Source organism: Pseudomonas sp. ML2-2023-3 (assembly GCF_037055275.1).
Classification (GTDB): domain Bacteria; phylum Pseudomonadota; class Gammaproteobacteria; order Pseudomonadales; family Pseudomonadaceae; genus Aquipseudomonas.
In genome coordinates this window covers 2405967-2423509 of record NZ_CP146343.1, presented here as the reverse complement: position 1 = coordinate 2423509, position 17543 = coordinate 2405967, and the positions used below count along the sequence as shown (strand labels likewise).

15 protein-coding genes are annotated in these 17543 nt (G+C 58.7%); 14 read left to right on the top strand and 1 reads right to left on the bottom strand.

Annotation, left to right across the window (positions count from 1 at the left end):
- Window positions 1-7 precede the first annotated feature (7 nt).
- The 8 genes from nuoJ (at window position 8) to V6P94_RS11245 (ending at window position 10001) form a co-directional block, all read left to right on the top strand.
- Window positions 8-511 carry an NADH-quinone oxidoreductase subunit J gene (gene nuoJ / locus V6P94_RS11280; protein ID WP_019828520.1) on the top strand — a complete coding sequence of 168 codons (504 nt, stop codon included), beginning with the start codon at window positions 8-10 and terminating at the stop codon, window positions 509-511.
- A 1-nt stretch (window position 512) separates the two neighbouring features.
- Window positions 513-821 (top strand): NADH-quinone oxidoreductase subunit NuoK, encoded by a 309-nt coding sequence (gene nuoK / locus V6P94_RS11275; protein ID WP_019412103.1) that lies wholly within the window; start codon window positions 513-515, stop codon window positions 819-821.
- A complete protein-coding gene (gene nuoL, locus V6P94_RS11270) occupies window positions 818-2671 on the top strand; it encodes an NADH-quinone oxidoreductase subunit L (RefSeq protein WP_133078160.1) in 1854 nt (617 codons plus the stop codon). Before nuoK ends, nuoL begins: the two co-directional genes overlap by 4 nt.
- 38 nt (window positions 2672-2709) lie before the next feature.
- Entirely contained in the window at window positions 2710-4242 is a 1533-nt protein-coding gene (gene nuoM / locus V6P94_RS11265) for an NADH-quinone oxidoreductase subunit M (RefSeq protein WP_133078159.1), read from the top strand.
- Between the two features lie 7 nt (window positions 4243-4249).
- Window positions 4250-5719 (top strand): NADH-quinone oxidoreductase subunit NuoN, encoded by a 1470-nt coding sequence (nuoN, locus tag V6P94_RS11260; RefSeq protein ID WP_133078158.1) that lies wholly within the window; start codon window positions 4250-4252, stop codon window positions 5717-5719.
- A 239-nt stretch (window positions 5720-5958) separates the two neighbouring features.
- A complete protein-coding gene (locus V6P94_RS11255) occupies window positions 5959-6564 on the top strand; it encodes a hypothetical protein (protein ID WP_133078157.1) in 606 nt (201 codons plus the stop codon).
- 94 nt (window positions 6565-6658) lie between these two features.
- Window positions 6659-7087 carry a DUF4304 domain-containing protein gene (locus tag V6P94_RS11250; protein WP_133078156.1) on the top strand — a complete coding sequence of 143 codons (429 nt, stop codon included), beginning with the start codon at window positions 6659-6661 and terminating at the stop codon, window positions 7085-7087.
- Window positions 7088-7883: 796 nt separating this feature from the next.
- Window positions 7884-10001, top strand: coding sequence for a TonB-dependent receptor domain-containing protein (locus tag V6P94_RS11245; protein WP_338649336.1), 2118 nt, complete (start codon window positions 7884-7886; stop codon window positions 9999-10001).
- Here V6P94_RS11245 and V6P94_RS11240 read toward each other — a convergent pair.
- The gene (locus V6P94_RS11240) at window positions 9998-11080 is read right to left on the bottom strand and encodes an AI-2E family transporter (RefSeq protein ID WP_133078154.1); all 1083 of its coding nucleotides are present in this window, start codon (window positions 11078-11080) and stop codon (window positions 9998-10000) included. The genes V6P94_RS11245 and V6P94_RS11240 overlap by 4 nt on opposite strands.
- A gap of 236 nt (window positions 11081-11316) precedes the next feature.
- Between V6P94_RS11240 and V6P94_RS11235 the strand changes: the two genes are divergently transcribed.
- The 6 genes from V6P94_RS11235 (at window position 11317) to V6P94_RS11210 (ending at window position 17519) form a co-directional block, all read left to right on the top strand.
- Window positions 11317-12612, top strand: coding sequence for an OprD family porin (locus V6P94_RS11235; RefSeq protein ID WP_405046742.1), 1296 nt, complete (start codon window positions 11317-11319; stop codon window positions 12610-12612).
- Window positions 12613-12852: 240 nt separating this feature from the next.
- Window positions 12853-13680, top strand: coding sequence for an NAD(P)-dependent oxidoreductase (locus V6P94_RS11230; RefSeq protein WP_219261563.1), 828 nt, complete (start codon window positions 12853-12855; stop codon window positions 13678-13680).
- Between the two features lie 47 nt (window positions 13681-13727).
- Window positions 13728-14615, top strand: coding sequence for an SMP-30/gluconolactonase/LRE family protein (locus V6P94_RS11225; protein WP_133078152.1), 888 nt, complete (start codon window positions 13728-13730; stop codon window positions 14613-14615).
- 49 nt (window positions 14616-14664) lie between these two features.
- Entirely contained in the window at window positions 14665-15648 is a 984-nt protein-coding gene (locus V6P94_RS11220) for a TRAP transporter substrate-binding protein (RefSeq protein ID WP_133078151.1), read from the top strand.
- A gap of 62 nt (window positions 15649-15710) precedes the next feature.
- Window positions 15711-16238 carry a TRAP transporter small permease gene (locus V6P94_RS11215; RefSeq protein WP_133078150.1) on the top strand — a complete coding sequence of 176 codons (528 nt, stop codon included), beginning with the start codon at window positions 15711-15713 and terminating at the stop codon, window positions 16236-16238.
- Window positions 16239-17519 carry a TRAP transporter large permease gene (locus V6P94_RS11210; protein ID WP_133078149.1) on the top strand — a complete coding sequence of 427 codons (1281 nt, stop codon included), beginning with the start codon at window positions 16239-16241 and terminating at the stop codon, window positions 17517-17519.
- The last annotated feature ends 24 nt before the right edge of the window (window positions 17520-17543 follow it).

Genomic DNA, 17543 nt, shown 5'->3' with positions numbered 1-17543 from the left:
AAGAACGATGGAATTCGCTTTCTATTTCGCATCGGGTGTCGCTGTCGTGTCCACGCTACGCGTGATCACCAACACCAACCCTGTGCACGCCCTGCTCTACCTGATTATTTCGCTGATTGCCGTGGCGATGACGTTCTTTAGCCTCGGTGCACCCTTTGCCGGTGTGCTCGAAGTGATCGCCTACGCCGGTGCCATCATGGTGCTGTTTGTGTTCGTGGTGATGATGCTCAACCAGGGCCCTGCCTCGGTGACGCAAGAACGCCATTGGCTCAAGCCGGGCATCTGGATCGGCCCGAGCATTTTGTCGGCCATCCTGCTGGCCCAATTGCTGTACGTGCTGTTCGCTCACCAGAGCGGTGCAGCAATCGGTCAAACCACCATTGATGCCAAAGCCGTGGGCATCAGCCTGTTCGGCCCGTACCTGCTGGTGGTCGAACTCGCCTCGATGCTGCTGCTTGCTGCAGCTGTGACGGCGTTCCACTTGGGCCGCACTGAGGCGAAGGAGCAATAACATGCCAGGAATACCTCTCGAACATGGTCTCGCGGTAGCGGGCATCCTGTTCTGCCTCGGTCTGGTCGGCCTGATGGTACGTCGCAACATTCTCTTCGTATTGATGAGTCTGGAAATCATGATGAACGCCGCTGCACTGGCCTTCATCGTTGCCGGTGCACGCTGGGCGCAGCCGGATGGACAAGTGATGTTCATCCTGGTGATCACCCTGGCAGCCGCTGAGGCCAGTATTGGCCTGGCGATCCTGCTGCAGCTGTATCGCCGCTTCCATACGCTTGATATCGATGCTGCCAGTGAGATGCGCGGATGAACCTTCTCTTTCTGACTTTCGTATTCCCCCTGATCGGCTTTTTGCTGCTGTCGTTCTCCCGTGGACGCTTCAGCGAAAACCTCTCGGCCGTGATCGGCGTTGGCTCCATTGGCCTGTCGGCCATCGTGGCCGCGTATGTGATCTGGCAATTCAATGTCGCACCGCCACCCGGCGGCGAGTACACGCAAGTGCTGTGGCAGTGGATGTCGGTGGAAGGCTTCAAGCCCAACTTCGCCCTGCACCTGGACGGCCTGTCGGTCACCATGCTCGGCGTAGTGGTTGGCGTGGGCTTCCTGATCCACGTGTTTGCTTCGTGGTACATGCGCGGCGAAAACGGCTACTCACGTTTCTTTGCCTACACCAACCTGTTTATCGCCAGCATGCTGTTCCTGATCCTGGCCGATAACCTGCTGTTCGTGTACTTCGGCTGGGAAGGCGTGGGCCTGTGCTCGTATCTGTTGATCGGTTTCTACTACAGCAACCGCAACAACGGTAACGCCGCACTCAAAGCCTTTATCGTGACCCGCGTCGGCGACGTGTTCCTGGCCATCGGCCTGTTCATCCTGTTCCAGCAACTGGGCACGCTGAATATTCAGGAACTGCTGGTTCTGGCACCTCAGAAGTTCCAGGCCGGTGATTTCTGGATCGTACTGGCGACCCTGATGCTGCTGGGCGGCGCTGTCGGTAAATCTGCGCAACTGCCGCTGCAAACCTGGCTGGCAGACGCCATGGCCGGTCCTACCCCGGTGTCGGCCCTGATCCACGCCGCAACCATGGTAACGGCCGGTGTGTACCTGATTGCCCGTACCCACGGCCTGTTCACCCTGGCGCCTGACGTGCTGCACCTGGTCGGCATCGTCGGCGGTGTGACCCTGGTCCTGGCCGGTTTTGCTGCACTGGTACAAACCGACATCAAACGCATCCTTGCCTACTCGACCATGAGCCAGATCGGCTACATGTTCCTGGCATTGGGCGTAGGTGCCTGGGACGGCGCGATCTTCCACCTGATGACCCACGCCTTCTTCAAGGCGCTGTTGTTCCTTGCATCGGGTGCGGTGATCGTTGCCTGCCATCACGAGCAGAACATCTTCAAGATGGGCGGCCTGTGGAAAAAACTGCCTCTGGCCTACGCCAGCTTTATCGTCGGTGGCGCGGCGCTGTCTGCCTTGCCATTGCTGACGGCCGGTTTCTACTCCAAGGACGAAATCCTCTGGGAAGCCTTCGCCAGCGGTAACAACGAACTGTTGTATGCCGGTCTGGTCGGTGCGTTCATGACCTCGCTGTACACCTTCCGCCTGATCTTCATCACGTTCCACGGTGAAGCCAAGACTGAAGCGCATGCGGGCCACGGCGTAACCTACTGGCTGCCATTGAGCGTGCTGATCGTACTGTCGACCTTCATCGGCGCCATGATCACCCCGCCACTGGCCGGTGTACTGCCACAAAGCGTTGGCCATGCTGGCGGTGAAGCCAAGCACAGCCTGGAAATCGCCTCGGGCGCCATCGCCCTGGCCGGTATCCTGCTCGCCGCCCTGCTGTACCTGGGCAAGCGTCGCTTTGTAACCGCAGTCGCCAACAGCGGCATCGGTCGCTTCCTGTCGGCCTGGTGGTTCGCTGCCTGGGGCTTCGACTGGCTGTACGACAAACTGTTCGTCAAACCGTACCTGTTGATCTGCCGCTTGCTGGCCAAAGATCCTCTGGACCAGACCATTGGTTTGATCCCGAAGATGGCCAAGGCCGGGCATAACGCCCTGAGCCGCAGCGAAACCGGTCAACTGCGTTGGTACGCTGCATCCATGGCCGCCGGTGCTGTACTGGTCATGGGCGCCATCGTGTTGGTAGCGGTCTGATATGAACCTTCGACTTTGCGAAAGGAATTGAGCCCGTCATGATTCTGCCTTGGCTAATCCTGATCCCCTTTATCGGCGGCCTCCTGTGCTGGCTGGGTGAGCGTTTCGGCTCCACCCTGCCCCGCTGGATTGCATTGCTGACCATGTCCCTTGAGCTTGCCCTCGGCCTTTGGCTGTGGTCCCAGGGGAACTACTCATTTGCACCGGCGCCTGGCGCCGATCCGACCTGGGCCCTTGAGTTCCAGCACACCTGGATTGCACGCTTCGGTATCAGCGTGCACCTGGCGCTGGACGGCCTGTCGCTGCTGATGATCCTGCTGACCGGCTTGCTCGGTGTGCTGTCGGTTCTGTGTTCCTGGAAAGAAATTCAGCGTCACGTGGGCTTCTTCCACCTGAACCTGATGTGGATCCTGGGCGGCGTGGTTGGCGTGTTCCTCGCCATCGACCTGTTCATGTTCTTCTTCTTCTGGGAAATGATGCTGGTGCCGATGTACTTCCTCATCGCGCTCTGGGGTCACAGCTCATCGGACGGCAAGAAAACCCGTATCTACGCCGCGACCAAGTTCTTCATCTTCACTCAGGCTTCCGGCCTGATCATGCTGGTGGCGATCCTGGGTCTGGTGCTGGTCAACTTCAACAGCACCGGCGTGATTACCTTCAGCTACGCCGAGTTGCTGAAAACCAAGATGTCGCTCACCACTGAGTACATCCTGATGCTGGGCTTCTTCATTGCCTTTGCCGTGAAGCTGCCGGTTGTACCGTTCCACTCCTGGCTGCCGGATGCTCACGCACAGGCACCTACCGCAGGTTCGGTCGATCTGGCCGGTATCCTGTTGAAGACCGCTGCGTATGGTCTGCTGCGTTTCGCCTTGCCGCTGTTCCCGAATGCTTCGGCCGAGTTTGCGCCGATCGCCATGGCCCTGGGCCTGATCGGGATTTTCTACGGTGCATTCCTGGCCTTCGCACAAACCGACATCAAGCGTCTGATCGCGTTCTCCAGTGTTTCGCACATGGGCTTCGTACTGATCGGTATCTACTCCGGCAGCCAGCTGGCCCTGCAAGGCGCAGTGATCCAGATGCTGGCCCACGGTGTTTCGGCTGCCGCGCTGTTTATCCTCAGCGGTCAACTGTACGAGCGTCTGCATACCCGTGACATGCGTGAGATGGGTGGTTTGTGGTCCAAGATCGCTTACCTGCCCGCCATCAGCCTGTTCTTCGCGGCAGCGTCCCTGGGCTTGCCGGGTACCGGTAACTTCGTGGGTGAGTTCCTGATCCTGATTGGCTCGTTCGCCAGCTTCCCATGGATCACGGCCATTGCAACGACCGGTCTGGTGTTTGGTTCGGTCTACTCGCTGATCATGATTCACCGTGCCTATTTCGGCCCGTCCAAGTCCGACGCTGTACTGGCCGGCATGGATGCACGTGAACTGATCATGGTGCTCGGTCTGGCGGTATTGCTGATTTTCATCGGCGTGTACCCACAACCGTTCCTCGATACCTCGGCTGCCACCATGCATGGCGTGCAGCAATGGCTCGGCACCGCCTTCACTCAACTCGCTTCGGCCCGGTAAGAGCGCTATGGAATTCACGATCCAACACTTTATCGCGCTTGCTCCGCTGCTGATTACCAGCCTCACCGTTGTTGTGGTGATGCTGGCAATCGCGTGGCGCCGCAACCACTCACAGACCTTCCTGCTTTCGGTGGCGGGTCTTAACCTGGCCTTGTTGTCGATCTTCCCGGCGTTGAAAGTTGCTCCACTGGCTGTCACCCCGCTGTTGATGATGGACAACTTCGCCTTTCTGTACATCGGGCTGATCCTGGCCGCGACCCTGGCCTGCGTCACCCTGGCTCACGCCTATCTGGGCGAAGGCGGCACGGGCTACCCGGGCAACCGTGAAGAGCTTTACCTGCTGATGCTGCTGGCTGCGACCGGCGGTATCGTGCTGGTCAGCGCACAACACCTGGCGGGCCTGTTTATCGGTCTGGAACTGCTCTCGGTACCGGTTTACGGCCTGGTGGCGTATGCCTTCTTCAACAAGCGCTCCCTGGAAGCCGGCATCAAGTACATGGTGCTGTCGGCAGCCGGTTCCGCGTTCCTGTTGTTCGGCATGGCTTTGCTGTACGCCGAAGCCGGCAGCCTGAGCTTCAGCGGCATTGGTCTGGCCCTGGCAGCCACTGGCGTACCTGCGCCGCTGGCACAACTGGGTCTGGGCATGATGTTGGTGGGCCTGGCATTCAAACTGTCCCTGGTTCCTTTCCACCTCTGGACGCCAGACGTGTACGAAGGTGCCCCGGCTCCGGTCGCCGCCTTCCTGGCTACCGCGTCGAAAGTGGCCGTGTTTGCCGTGATGGTGCGTCTGTTCCAGATCACGCCTTCGGCGACTACCGGTGTGATGAGCGATGTACTGACCGTGATCGCGATTGCCTCGATCCTGTTCGGTAACTTGCTGGCCCTGACCCAAAACAACCTCAAGCGACTGCTGGGTTACTCGTCCATCGCCCACTTCGGCTACCTGCTGATCGCCCTGGTGGCGAGCAAGGGCATGGCCATGGAAGCGATCGGTGTTTACCTGATCACCTACGTCCTGACCAGCCTGGGTGCATTCGGTGTCATTACCCTGATGTCTTCGCCGTACAAAGGCCGTGACGCAGACGCCCTGTACGAGTACCGCGGCCTGTTCTGGCGCCGTCCGTACCTGACGGCGGTCATGACCGTGATGATGCTGTCGCTGGCGGGCATTCCGCTGACTGCGGGCTTTATCGGCAAGTTCTACATCATTGCCACGGGCGTTGAAGCTCACCAATGGTGGCTGGTCGGTTCCCTGATCCTGGGTAGCGCCATTGGCGTGTTCTACTACCTGCGTGTGATGGTGACCCTGTACCTGGTCGAGCCGAAACTGCATCGCCACGATGCTCCGCTGAACTGGGAACAAAAAGCCGGCGGCGTCATGTTGCTGGCGGTTTCGGTCATGGTGTTCTTCCTGGGTGTATACCCGCAGCCAATGCTGGAACTGGTGCAACACGCCGCGCTGAACTTTGCTGGCTAAGCGTTAAGCGCTGTACCCGAAACCCCGTGAAGGCCTGGCCTTCACGGGGTTTTTTGTTGGATTTGTAGCCCTGGCTACGGGTCGTCAACACGAAAACAGGCTGCCTCGACGCGCATTGTTTTAATCTGTGCGCACCGACGGAAGGCCCAGGATGGCCAGCAGAACCAGTAACAGAACTGATGAGAAGCCATCGCAGAGATGACATAGTCGGCAATACCGCAAATGGAGTTGGCCCCCCAATGAAGAAATACTTCCTCTACCCGCTCATGGCGTTGCTCGCAGGATGCAGCACGGGGCCCTATCTGTATCCGGAATCCGCAACGGGTAAAAACGCCGTGCTTGATCGCACCTGCCCTGGTCCAAAAGCAGCAATGAGCTTTGCCCCCCTCTCGGAAGAACTCAATTGGGTGCATGTACTGGTCTATGTAGCGCCGCCGGGCACATCGAGCTGGCCGGGTAACCTGCGCTCAGTTGATACCGAGCTTCGCCTGTTTGGCCGACTCTACATACCTCCACGCTTGCGCAACCTGAACACCCCGGATCAACGCCGAGCAGCCTACAAACAAACCGACCCGCCTCTGTGGGTGAGTGCCGCCTCCCCCAGGGTGAGCGTAACGCTGGCGACGGGTGAAACCTATCAAGTCAGTATCGATCAATTGGAAACCGGCTTTGACCCGCAGGAACACACCAGCAGCAGCCGTAAGGGAACGCCACTGGGCAAGGGCGACATGGATGACTTCACACTCACCTTCCCGGATATTTACGTGAATGGTGAAAAAGTGCCCATGGCACCCATCCACTTTAAAAAACGTGAAGAACGCTATACGCCAGTATTCAACTGCTGAGTAAAAACCTGCCACACCCGAACAACGGCAATGCTGTTCGACTGGCACCTGCGCATGTCTTACCGAATAACTGCCTGCCAAATGGAGTCATGCCATGGAACGCGAGAAAATTGATGCCGCATTAAAAGAACATGTCGTCCCGGTACTTCGCAGCATGGGGTTTAAGGGGTCTTTTCCTCACTTTCGCCGTAACACGGGACAGCAAATTGACCTGCTAACGTTTCAGTTTGATAAACATGGAGGCGGTTTTGTTATTGAAGTCGCTGTCAGTCCGACTGAGGGAGTCACCCTGCATTGGGGCGAGCAGATCCCCGCGGCAAAAGTGGTCGCCACGCACCTGCATCCCAATAAACGCATTCGGTTGGGCGCGGCCATGGAAGGAGACCACTGGTTCAGATATGACAATAAAGGCACCCGCACTACCCGATTCGAAGATACGGCCCGGGAGGTACTGCCTTACCTGAGCGCTGAAGCGACTGACCATTGGGCCAAAGGCCCGCTCTGTGACAACTCAACCTCGTAAGCCCCTTCGACCCGGGATGAGTTTCTCAGACGTGACGTGCGGTGATACACAGGGGAACGCCTTTTGGGGGACTTTTTCGGCGTCTGGAAAAGTGATCAGCCGTAAGGGCGAAACCGATACTCCCGTTAAACAAGCGATATCAAGCAGCCCCCTGTAGCCGCTGACGAGGAACGAAGGCTGCGATCGGTTGCGAAGCGACCGCAAAACCTGCGTCCGGGATTTACCTGAACGACCGCTGTGTCTGGTTTTACGACTGCTACGCAGCCGGACGCAGCCTCGCACGGCTCGTCAGCGACTACAGATTGAGCAGCGCGCACTTACACCAAACAGGCCGGCCGGTCGGCCGCCTCGGCGCGAAATGCTTTTGATCTGCCCGCCCCTTCGGGAGAGCCGTGTTGGGCCAAGGATGGCTCGTCACGGCGGGCCCACGGAGCGGGACCGGAACGAGGGAACCTGAGCGAAGCGAAGGCCGTACGCTGGGGCGAGGACTTTTTGGTTGCTTTTTGGTCCTTCAAAAAGGGACTCGCTGTAAGAGCGAAACCAATAGTCCAGTTAGACCTAGATGCCGGATATGTACTCAACGCATCAGTTAACCAAGTGATATCAAGAAGACCGCAAGCATCACGCAGCAAATGAGCGGCAACAGTGGCCAGATGCTTGAGATCAACAGAATCGGCGTGAAACACATCGCGAGCAAGCCCACTCCCACTCAATTTATGCTGCCCGCACGTTGCGAGTGATTCTCGGCTTGTATAGGCTGGCGCGCCGCCCGCCCATCGACCTGGAAGCTCCATTAATGCGCTCTGCTCTTTCTTCACTTTTACCCTTGGCGTTGATCTGCAGCGCCCCCGCCTATGGCAGTGCCCTGGAACTGGGCGAGGTTCAGGTACGCAGCGAAGAAAGCAGTGAGCTTGAGGCCGCAAAGGCCGCACTTGAGCAAATCCCCGGCGCCAGCAACCTGATCGACATGACCCGCGTCGAAAACGGCCGCACTGCCAGCAATGCCGATGTGCTGGCCTATCAACCGGGGGTCTATGCGCAATCAGCGGGCAATGACGGGGCCAAGGTCTCGGTACGCGGCTCGGGCATCAACCGCGCCCCCAGCGCCCACGGTTCAGGCCTGTATGTCATGTTCGACGGATTACCGCTGACCGGCCCCGGCGGTACGCCCTATGAACTGTTTGAACCCTTGTGGCTAAGCCGCGCCGAAGTGCTGCGCGGCGCCAACGGTTTCGAAACCGGCTCGCTGGCCCTGGGCGGGTCGATCAACTATGTCACCCATACCGGCTACGACGCGGCGCCATTGCAAGTGCGCTATGAAGCCGGCAGCTACGGCTATCAGAAACGCCAGATCAGCTCCGGGCAGGTGCTGGGGGATCTGGACTACTACGTCTCCCTGACAGATTCCAACACTGACGGCTATCAGGACCACACCGCTGGCAACAGCAAAGGCATTGCCGCCAACGTCGGCTATCGCTTCAGCCCGCAACTGGAAACCCGCTTCTACCTGCGCTATCGCGAAACCGATAACGAACTGGCCGGGCGCGTGACCAAAGACAGCATCAAGCATCATCCCCGGGCAGCCAACCCGGCCTACGTCAGCGGTGACTACACCCGCCCGCAACCCGGCAGTGCCTGGCTGGGCAACAAGACCACGATGTACCTGGATGACGATTCGCAACTGGAAGTGGGCCTGGTCTATCACGACTACCCGATGGATCTGCGTGAAGGCCCCAATCGCCTGAAAGTTGCCTACACCGATGTCAGCGGCACGCTGAACTACAAGCGTCGCGACACCCTGTTCGGGCTTGAAAGCAACACCACTGTGGGCCTGCGCAACACCAAGCACCTGCCTAACAGCGGTGCGTCGGAATATGTACGCATCCCTCGAGGCAATACGGCGACTTACGCACCCGGCACCAAGATGCGCGACTTCAGCTACCAGGGTTCGGACAGCGTGCTGCATGCCAGCAATGATCTGGAGCTGATGCCTGACCTGTGGCTGACCACCGGCATGGCGTTGATCTATACCCGCCGCGAGAGCGATGTGAGCTACCCCGAGAGCGGTGGCAAGGTCAGCCAGCATGACTGGGACTACGCCCCGCGCGTCGGCCTGCGCTATGAGTTCAACCCGAACCTGCAGGTATACACCAACCTGAGTCGCTCGGTCGAACCACCGCACCCGTGGTCGATGATCTGGAGTTCACCTTATGTGTTCCCGGTTGGCAGCGGTGCGGCAACCGGCCGCCAAAGCACACCTATCGACCTGCAAAATCAGACCGCCACAACCCTGGAACTGGGCACCCGTGGCGAGTCATGGCTCGGCCAGTGGGATCTGGCCTGGTATTACTCGGCCGTGCGCCATGAGCTGTTGACCGTTGAGTTGCAAGCAGCGACGCAAAACCTGGGACCGATTGTGGGCGAATCCAACGCCAGCCCAACCGTGCACCAAGGCATCGAAGCAGGCCTCAACAGCCTCCTGTGGGAAGGTCGAGCCGCAGGCAAAGTATCCCTGCGTCAGGCCTACACGTTCAGCGACTTCCACTACCGTGATGACGACCGCTTTGGTGATAACAAACTGCCGGGCATCCCACAACACTACTACCAGGCCGAAGTCCGCTATGACCACCCGCAAGGCTTCTATGCCGGGGTAAACACCCAGGTGGCTTCGCGGATGGCGGTGGATTACGCCAACTCGTACTACGCGTCGTCGTACATGCTGTTTGGCGCAACGCTGGGCTACAACTCCCCCAAGCAGGACTGGCAAACCTGGCTCGACCTGCGCAACCTCACCGGTGAGCGCTACGCCGCCACCATTACCCCCGGCTATGACGACAAAGGTCTGGATGCGGCACGCTCCACGCCTGGAGAAGGCATGGGCGCCTACATAGGGGTTTCCTACAGCTTGCGTTAATCCTCCGTCTGGATATCGGCAGGCAACCGCACCTTGCGGCGGGTGCCGCTGAACAATCCCCAGCTGGACAGAAACAGGGCGGCGATCAACGGCCCGATCACAAAGCCATTGAGGCCAAAGATCGCCATGCCGCCCAGGGTCGAAATCAGGATCAGGAAGTCCGGCATTTTGGTGTCTTTACCCACCAGGATCGGGCGCAGCACGTTGTCCACCATGCCGATCACGAATACCCCGTACAGCGCCAGCACTACCCCTTCCCAGACCGCACCGGTCACTACAAAGTAAACCGCGACCGGTGCCCAGACGATCCCGGCGCCTACGGCGGGCAGCAGCGACAGAAACATCATCAGCACCGCCCAGAACAGCGCACTGTGAATGCCCAGCACCCAGAAAATCACCCCGCCCAATGCCCCCTGGGTAATGGCCACCGCCAGGTTGCCCTTGACCGAGGCCCGAACCACACGGCGCAGCTTGAGCTGCAACAGGCGTTTTTGCTGCTCTGCCAGCGGCACCGCATTGCGGATGGTGCGCACCATTTGCTGGCCATCACGAATAAAGAAGTACAGCAGGTACAGCATGATGAAAAAGCTCACCACCAGATCAAAGGTACTTTGGCCAAAACTGAAGACCTGAGTGGCAAAAAACTGGCTGCCTTCGAGTACGCCCTTGGAGACTTTTTCACTGAGACCGTCAATGCTGCCCAGGCCGAAATGATCAAGCCAGTCCTGCGCCGTGGGCGGCAAGATGTCCTTGAACTGCATGACATAACTGGCGACGTTGATCTTGCCGCTCTCAACATCCTTGTAGAGAGTGGCCACTTCTTGCACCAGCAAGGCCGTGGTGATGACCACCGGTATGATCGCGATCACCGTACACGCACCCAACGTGGTGAACGTTGCCAGATTGCGGCGCCCCCGCATCTTGAGCAGCAACTTGCGTTGCAGCGGTGCGAACAGGATCCCCAGGGCCACAGCCCAAAAAATCGCCCCGTAAAACGGCAGTAAAATCCAGATGAAGGCAATCGTGACCAAGGCCAGCAACAGGAGCAGGGTTTTGCGTTGAAGACTTGTTTCGTTCATGTGTCATCCATGTCAGTAGGCCGCGAATGCTTGGAATAGACGCAGTGTAGCCCCTGACACCGGCTGCGATAAGAAGCACTGCCCCTTGAACACTCAAGCTCAATCCCGCGACTTGCGCCAGCAGCCATGAAAACGACATCACGCAGCATTGACAACCCTGTGCGCACTCTGTAAAAAATCCGTCCAGTTGTATGACAACAGATAACAAAAATAATAATGATCAAGGAGCTCTACGGATGATTTCACCTACCTGCGCCCTCTCGCTTCTCACACGCTCGATAAACGCCAAAAGTACCCGCTCCCTTGCGCTGCTCGGCCTCGGCAGCATGGGCCTGGCCTTGCCGTTAACGGGCATGGCAGAGGGCTTTGTGGACGACACCAAGGCCACCCTGACCCTGCGCAACGCCTATATCAACCGCAATTACACCAACCCCAACTATCCACAAAGCAAAGCCGAAGAGTGGACACAAAACTTCATTCTCGACGTCAAGTCCGGCTTTACCCAAGGCACGGTCGGTTTCGGGGTGGATGTGCTGGGGCTCTACTCTCAGAAGCTCGATGGCGGTAAAGGCACAGTCGGCACACAACTGCTGCCGACCCATAGTGATGGCGAGCCCGCCGATAACTTCGGCCGCCTGGGCGTTGCAGCCAAGGCCAAAATATCCAGCACGGAGCTTAAAATCGGCGAGTGGATGCCTGTATTGCCAATCCTGCGCTCGGATGACGGGCGCTCCCTGCCTCAAACCTTCCGTGGCGGCCAGATCACGTCAAAAGAAATCGCCGGGCTGAACCTCTATGGCGGTCAGTTCCGTGCCAACAGTCCGCGTAACGATGCAAGCATGGAAGAAATGTCGCTCAACGGTAAAGGCGCCTTTACCTCCGACCGTTTCAACTTTGCCGGCGGTGATTACAGCTTCAACGACAAGCGCACTCAGGTCGGCGTGTGGTACGCCCAGCTGGAAGATATCTATCAGCAGCAATTCCTGAACGTCCTGCACAGCCAGCCCATCGGCGATGTGACCCTGGGCGCCAACCTTGGCTATTTCTGGGGCAAGGAAGACGGCAACAAACTGGCTGGCGATCTGGACAACAAAACCGCCTACGCCCTGCTTTCGGCCAAATACAAAGGCAACACCCTGTATGTAGGCCTGCAGAAAATCAGCGGCGACGATGGCTGGTTCCGCGTCAACGGCACCAGCGGCGGCACATTGGCCAACGACAGCTACAACTCCAGCTACGACAACGCCAAGGAACGCTCCTGGCAACTGCGCCACGACCTGGATTTTGCAGTGCTTGGCGTCCCCGGCCTGACGATGATGAACCGCTATATCAGCGGCGATAACATCCACACCGGCGCCATTACGGATGGCAAGGAATGGGGCCGCGAATCGGAACTGGCCTACACCGTGCAAAGCGGCACGTTCAAGGACCTGAACCTGCGCTGGCGCAACGCGAGCATCCGTCGCGATTACAGCACGCACGAATTCGACGAAAACCGCATCTTCATCAGCTATCCGCTGTCGTTGTTGTAAGCGCCCTTCTTGATCTGTGGGAGCGGGCTTGCTCGCGATGGCATCTGTGCAACCTGCCACACCGTGGTGTCTGCATCGCCGGCAAACCAGCTCCCACAGGTATGTGACGCTCCCCAAATAGTAAAACCTTAGCCGTTACAAGTACGGATTCGGCATTGACAACCACCACAATGGCTGTGAATAATCCAAGCCAAGTCATACGACAACAGATGACAATAACAAGAAATACAGGGATTTTTGATGACAACCACACGTACTGTCCAAACCCCCTTCAATCGCCTTCTTCTCACCGGTGCAGCCGGCGGTCTGGGGAAGGTACTGCGCGAAAGCCTCAAGCCCTACGCGAAGGTGTTGCGACTCTCTGATATCGCCCAAATAGCACCCGCGGCCGATAGCCACGAAGAAATAGTCCTCTGTGATCTTGCCGACAAGCACGCTGTTCACCAGATGGTTGAAGGCGTAGACGCCATCCTGCACTTTGGTGGGGTCTCGGTAGAGCGTCCGTTCGAAGAGATTCTGGGCCCCAACATCAGCGGTATTTTCCATATCTACGAAGCCGCACGCCGTCATGGCGTCAAGCGCGTGATCTTCGCCAGCTCCAACCATGTCATCGGGTTCTACAAGCAGGACCAAACCCTGGATGCCCACTCCCCGCGACGTCCGGACGGCTATTACGGTCTGTCCAAGTCCTACGGCGAAGACATGGCCACCTTCTACTTCGATCGCTACGGCATCGAAACCGTCAGCATCCGCATCGGCTCCTCGTTCCCCGAGCCGCAAAACCGCCGGATGATGAGCACCTGGCTGAGCTTTGCCGACCTCACGCAGTTGATCGAGCGCTCGCTGTACACCCCCAATGTCGGCCACACCGTGGTCTATGGCGCCTCCAACAACCTCAACGTGTGGTGGGACAACCGCTTTGCCGCCCACCTGGGTTTTGAGCCCAGGGACACCTCTGAAGTATTCCGCGCCAAGATCGACGCCCAGCCTGTGCCAGCGGCCAACGATCCAGCCATGGTTTACCAGGGCGGAGCCTTCGTTGCGGCAGGTCCGTTCGGGGACGAGTAAACCGCTCCCCGGGCACACCACTGAATACGGACAAGGATTGAGCCGCCATGACTGCTGAACTGATTCTGGATGCACGCAACGCCACCGGCGAAAGCCCGGTCTGGAGCACTGCGCAACAGGCACTTTTCTGGGTGGATATCCCGGCAAAACGCTTGCACCGCTGGAGCCCCGCCGATGGCAAAAACCAAAGCTGGCAAGCCTCGCAAATGCTCGCGTGCATTGCTCAGGCAGGGAATGGCAGCTGGATCGCCGGTATGGAGAACGGGCTGTTCGCCATCACGCCCCACACCGATGGCAGCCTCGACAGTCGCCTGCTGGCCAGCGTGACCCACGCCCTGCCAGGGATGCGATTTAACGATGGCCGCTGCGATCGCCAGGGACGCTTCTGGGCGGGCACCATGTTGATGAACATGGCCGCCGGGGCGCCGGTGGGCGCGATGTATCGCTACAGCGCGGGCCAGCAAGAACCACTCGAGGCGCAACTTGAAGGGCTGACCGTACCCAACGGCCTGGCGTTCAGCCCGGACGGCAAAACCATGTACCTCTCGGACTCACATCCCGATGTGCAAAAGATCTGGGCGTTTGACTACGACACCGACACCGGCACGCCCCATGGTCGCCGCCTGTTCGTGGACATGGCCGAACAGGCAGGCCGCCCTGATGGCGCCGCCGTCGACGCGGATGGCTGCTACTGGATCTGCGGCAACGATGCGGGGTTGATCCATCGCTTTACCCCTGAAGGCAAGCTTGACCGCTCCCTGGCCGTGCCCGTCAAAAAACCCGCGATGTGTGCCTTTGGCGGCGCAGACCTGGACACCCTGTTCGTGACCTCGATTCGTCCTGCCGGGGATCTCGCCGACCAGCCGCTGGCAGGCGGGGTGTTTGCCCTAAGGCCAGGCGTCAAAGGCCTGCCGGAGCCCGCCTTCAATCACTGATTGCTGATCCAACACCTTTAAATAACAAAAACAATATGTGGAGTGACCCATGGATTTCAAACGCACCTTGCTTATCGCTGCGCTCCCGCTGGCTTTCTGCCTCTCAGGCATGGCCCAGGCCGAAATCAAAATCAAATTCGCCGAGGTTCACCCCACTGGCTATCCGCCTGTGGTCGCTGAACAGGAAATGGGCAAGAAGCTTCAGGCCCAGAGTAACGGCGATATTTCCTTCAAGATGTTTGCCGGTGGCGTGCTGGGCTCCGAGAAAGAGGTGGTCGAGCAACTCCAGTCCGGCGCGATACAGATGACCCGTGTCAGCCTGGGCATCCTCGGGCCGGTCGTGCCGGAAACCAACGCGTTCAACCTGCCGTTCGTGTTCCGCGACCAGGCCCACATGCGCAAAATCATCGACGGTGAAATTGGCCAGGAGATGCTGGATAAAATCACCAACTCCGACTTCAACATGGTCGCGCTGGCCTGGATGGATGGCGGAACCCGCAACCTGTACACCAAGAAGCCCGTACGCGAAATTGCCGACCTCAAGGGCATGAAAATCCGCGTCCAGGGCAACCCGGTATTTATCCAGACCATCAACGACATGGGCGGCAATGGTATCGGCATGGCCACCGGCGAGATCTTCAGCGCCCTGCAGACCGGCGTGATCGATGGCGCAGAGAACAACCCGCCTACCTTTCTTGAACACAACCACTACCAGAACGCCAAGTACTTCACCTGGACCGATCACCTGATCCTGCCCGAGCCGATCGTGATCGCCAAATCCACCTGGACAAAGCTCAACCCGGAGCAACAAGCCCTGGTGCAGAAACTTGCCCGCGAGGCGCAGTTTGAAGAGCGCGAGTTGTGGGACAAAAAATCCGCCGAAAGCGTCACCAAACTCAAGGCCGGTGGTGTTGAGTTCATCACCCTCACGCCTGAGCAGAAAAAAGCCTTCTACGACGCGACTCAGCCGGTGCGTGACAAGTATGGCGCTGACTACAAAGACCTGATCTCCCGTATTGAAGCCGTTCAATAAGTCAGTCCGATAATGCCGCGGTGACGGGCTCCAGCCCGTTTTCCGCCGCAGTGGTGAGCCCCATGAAAAATACCGTGCTGCGCTTTAACGACATGTTGTACCGGGTGTGTATCGGGATTGCCGGCCTGTCGGTACTGACCATGACCCTGATCATTCCATGGGGCATCTTTGCCCGCTACGTGCTGGGGACCGGCTCCAGTTGGCCCGAGCCCACCGCCATTTTATTGATGGTGGTATTCACCTTTTTCGGGGCCGCCGCCAGTTACCGCGCCGGGGCCCATATGGCCGTGGCGATGGCCGTGGAACGGATGCCCAGGCACATCCGCCCCAAGGTCGCCGTGCTGGTGCAAATACTGATGGTGATGGTCTGTCTGTTCATGACCGTGAAGGGGTTCAAATTGTGTGCGACCACCTGGAATCAGTTCATTGGTGAGATGCCGTCCGTGCGGGTTGGCATCTCCTATTTACCTATCCCTGTTGGCGGCCTGATAACCCTTTGCTTCGTCCTGGAAAAACTGTTCCTGGGCGACCAAAGCCACCGCCGTGCCGTGCGGTTCGACATCGTAGAAGCCAGCGAAGAGGCCGTATAAATGGACGCTTTCGTATTGTTGGGCAGCTTTATCGCCCTGATCCTTCTCGGCATGCCGGTCGCCTATGCGCTGGGCCTGTCGGCACTGGTCGGCGCCTGGTGGATCGATATCCCGTTCGACGCCCTGATGATCCAGGTGGCTGGGGGCGTGAATAAATTCTCCCTGCTGGCTATCCCGTTCTTCGTACTGGCGGGGGCGATCATGGCCGAAGGGGGCATGTCACGCCGGCTGGTGGCATTTGCCGGGGTGTTGGTGGGCTTCGTACGGGGCGGGCTGTCACTGGTCAACATCGTGGCTTCAACCTTTTTCGGTGCGATTTCCGGCTCATCTGTGGCTGACACGGCGTCGGTAGGCTCGGTACTGATTCCGGAGATGGAGCGTGCCGGCTACCCCCGCGAGTTCTCCACGGCAGTGACGGTCAGCGGTTCGGTACAAGCCTTGCTCACACCGCCGAGCCACAACTCGGTGCTGTACTCGCTGGCCGCTGGCGGTACGGTGTCGATCGCTTCGCTGTTCATGGCGGGCATCATGCCGGGATTGCTGCTCAGCGCCGTGATGATGGGCCTGTGCATGATCTTTGCGCGCAAGCGCAACTACCCCAAGGGTGAAGTGATTCCGCTGCGCCGGGCGCTGAAAATCGCCGGTGAAGCGATGTGGGGCCTGATGGCCATGGTCATCATCCTCGGCGGCATCCTGACAGGCATCTTCACCGCCACCGAGTCGGCAGCCGTTGCGGTGGTCTGGTCGTTCTTTGTCACCATGTTCATTTATCGCGACTACAAATGGCGCGACCTGCCCAAGCTGATGCACCGGGCGGTACGCACCATTTCCATCGTGATGATCCTGATCGGTTTTGCAGCCAGCTTCGGTTACATCCTGACGCTGATGGAAATCCCGATGAAGATCACCACAGCGTTCCTGACGCTGTCGGATAACCGTTACGTGATCCTGATGTGCATCAACGTCATGTTGCTGCTGCTGGGCACCGTGATGGACATGGCGCCACTGATTCTGATCCTTACGCCAATCCTGCTGCCCGTGATCATCGGTATCGGCGTTGATCCCGTGCATTTCGGCATGATCATGCTGGTCAACCTGGGGATCGGACTGATTACACCGCCGGTAGGCGCAGTGCTGTTCGTGGGCGCTGCCGTGGGTAAAGTCACTATCGAAAACACGGTTAAAGCCTTGCTGCCGTTCTACGTGGCGCTGTTCATGGTGCTGATGCTGGTGACCTACGTTCCGGCCATCTCGCTGTGGTTGCCAAGCCTGGTGCTATAACCCGTCCCCTGCCCGTGGGAGCGG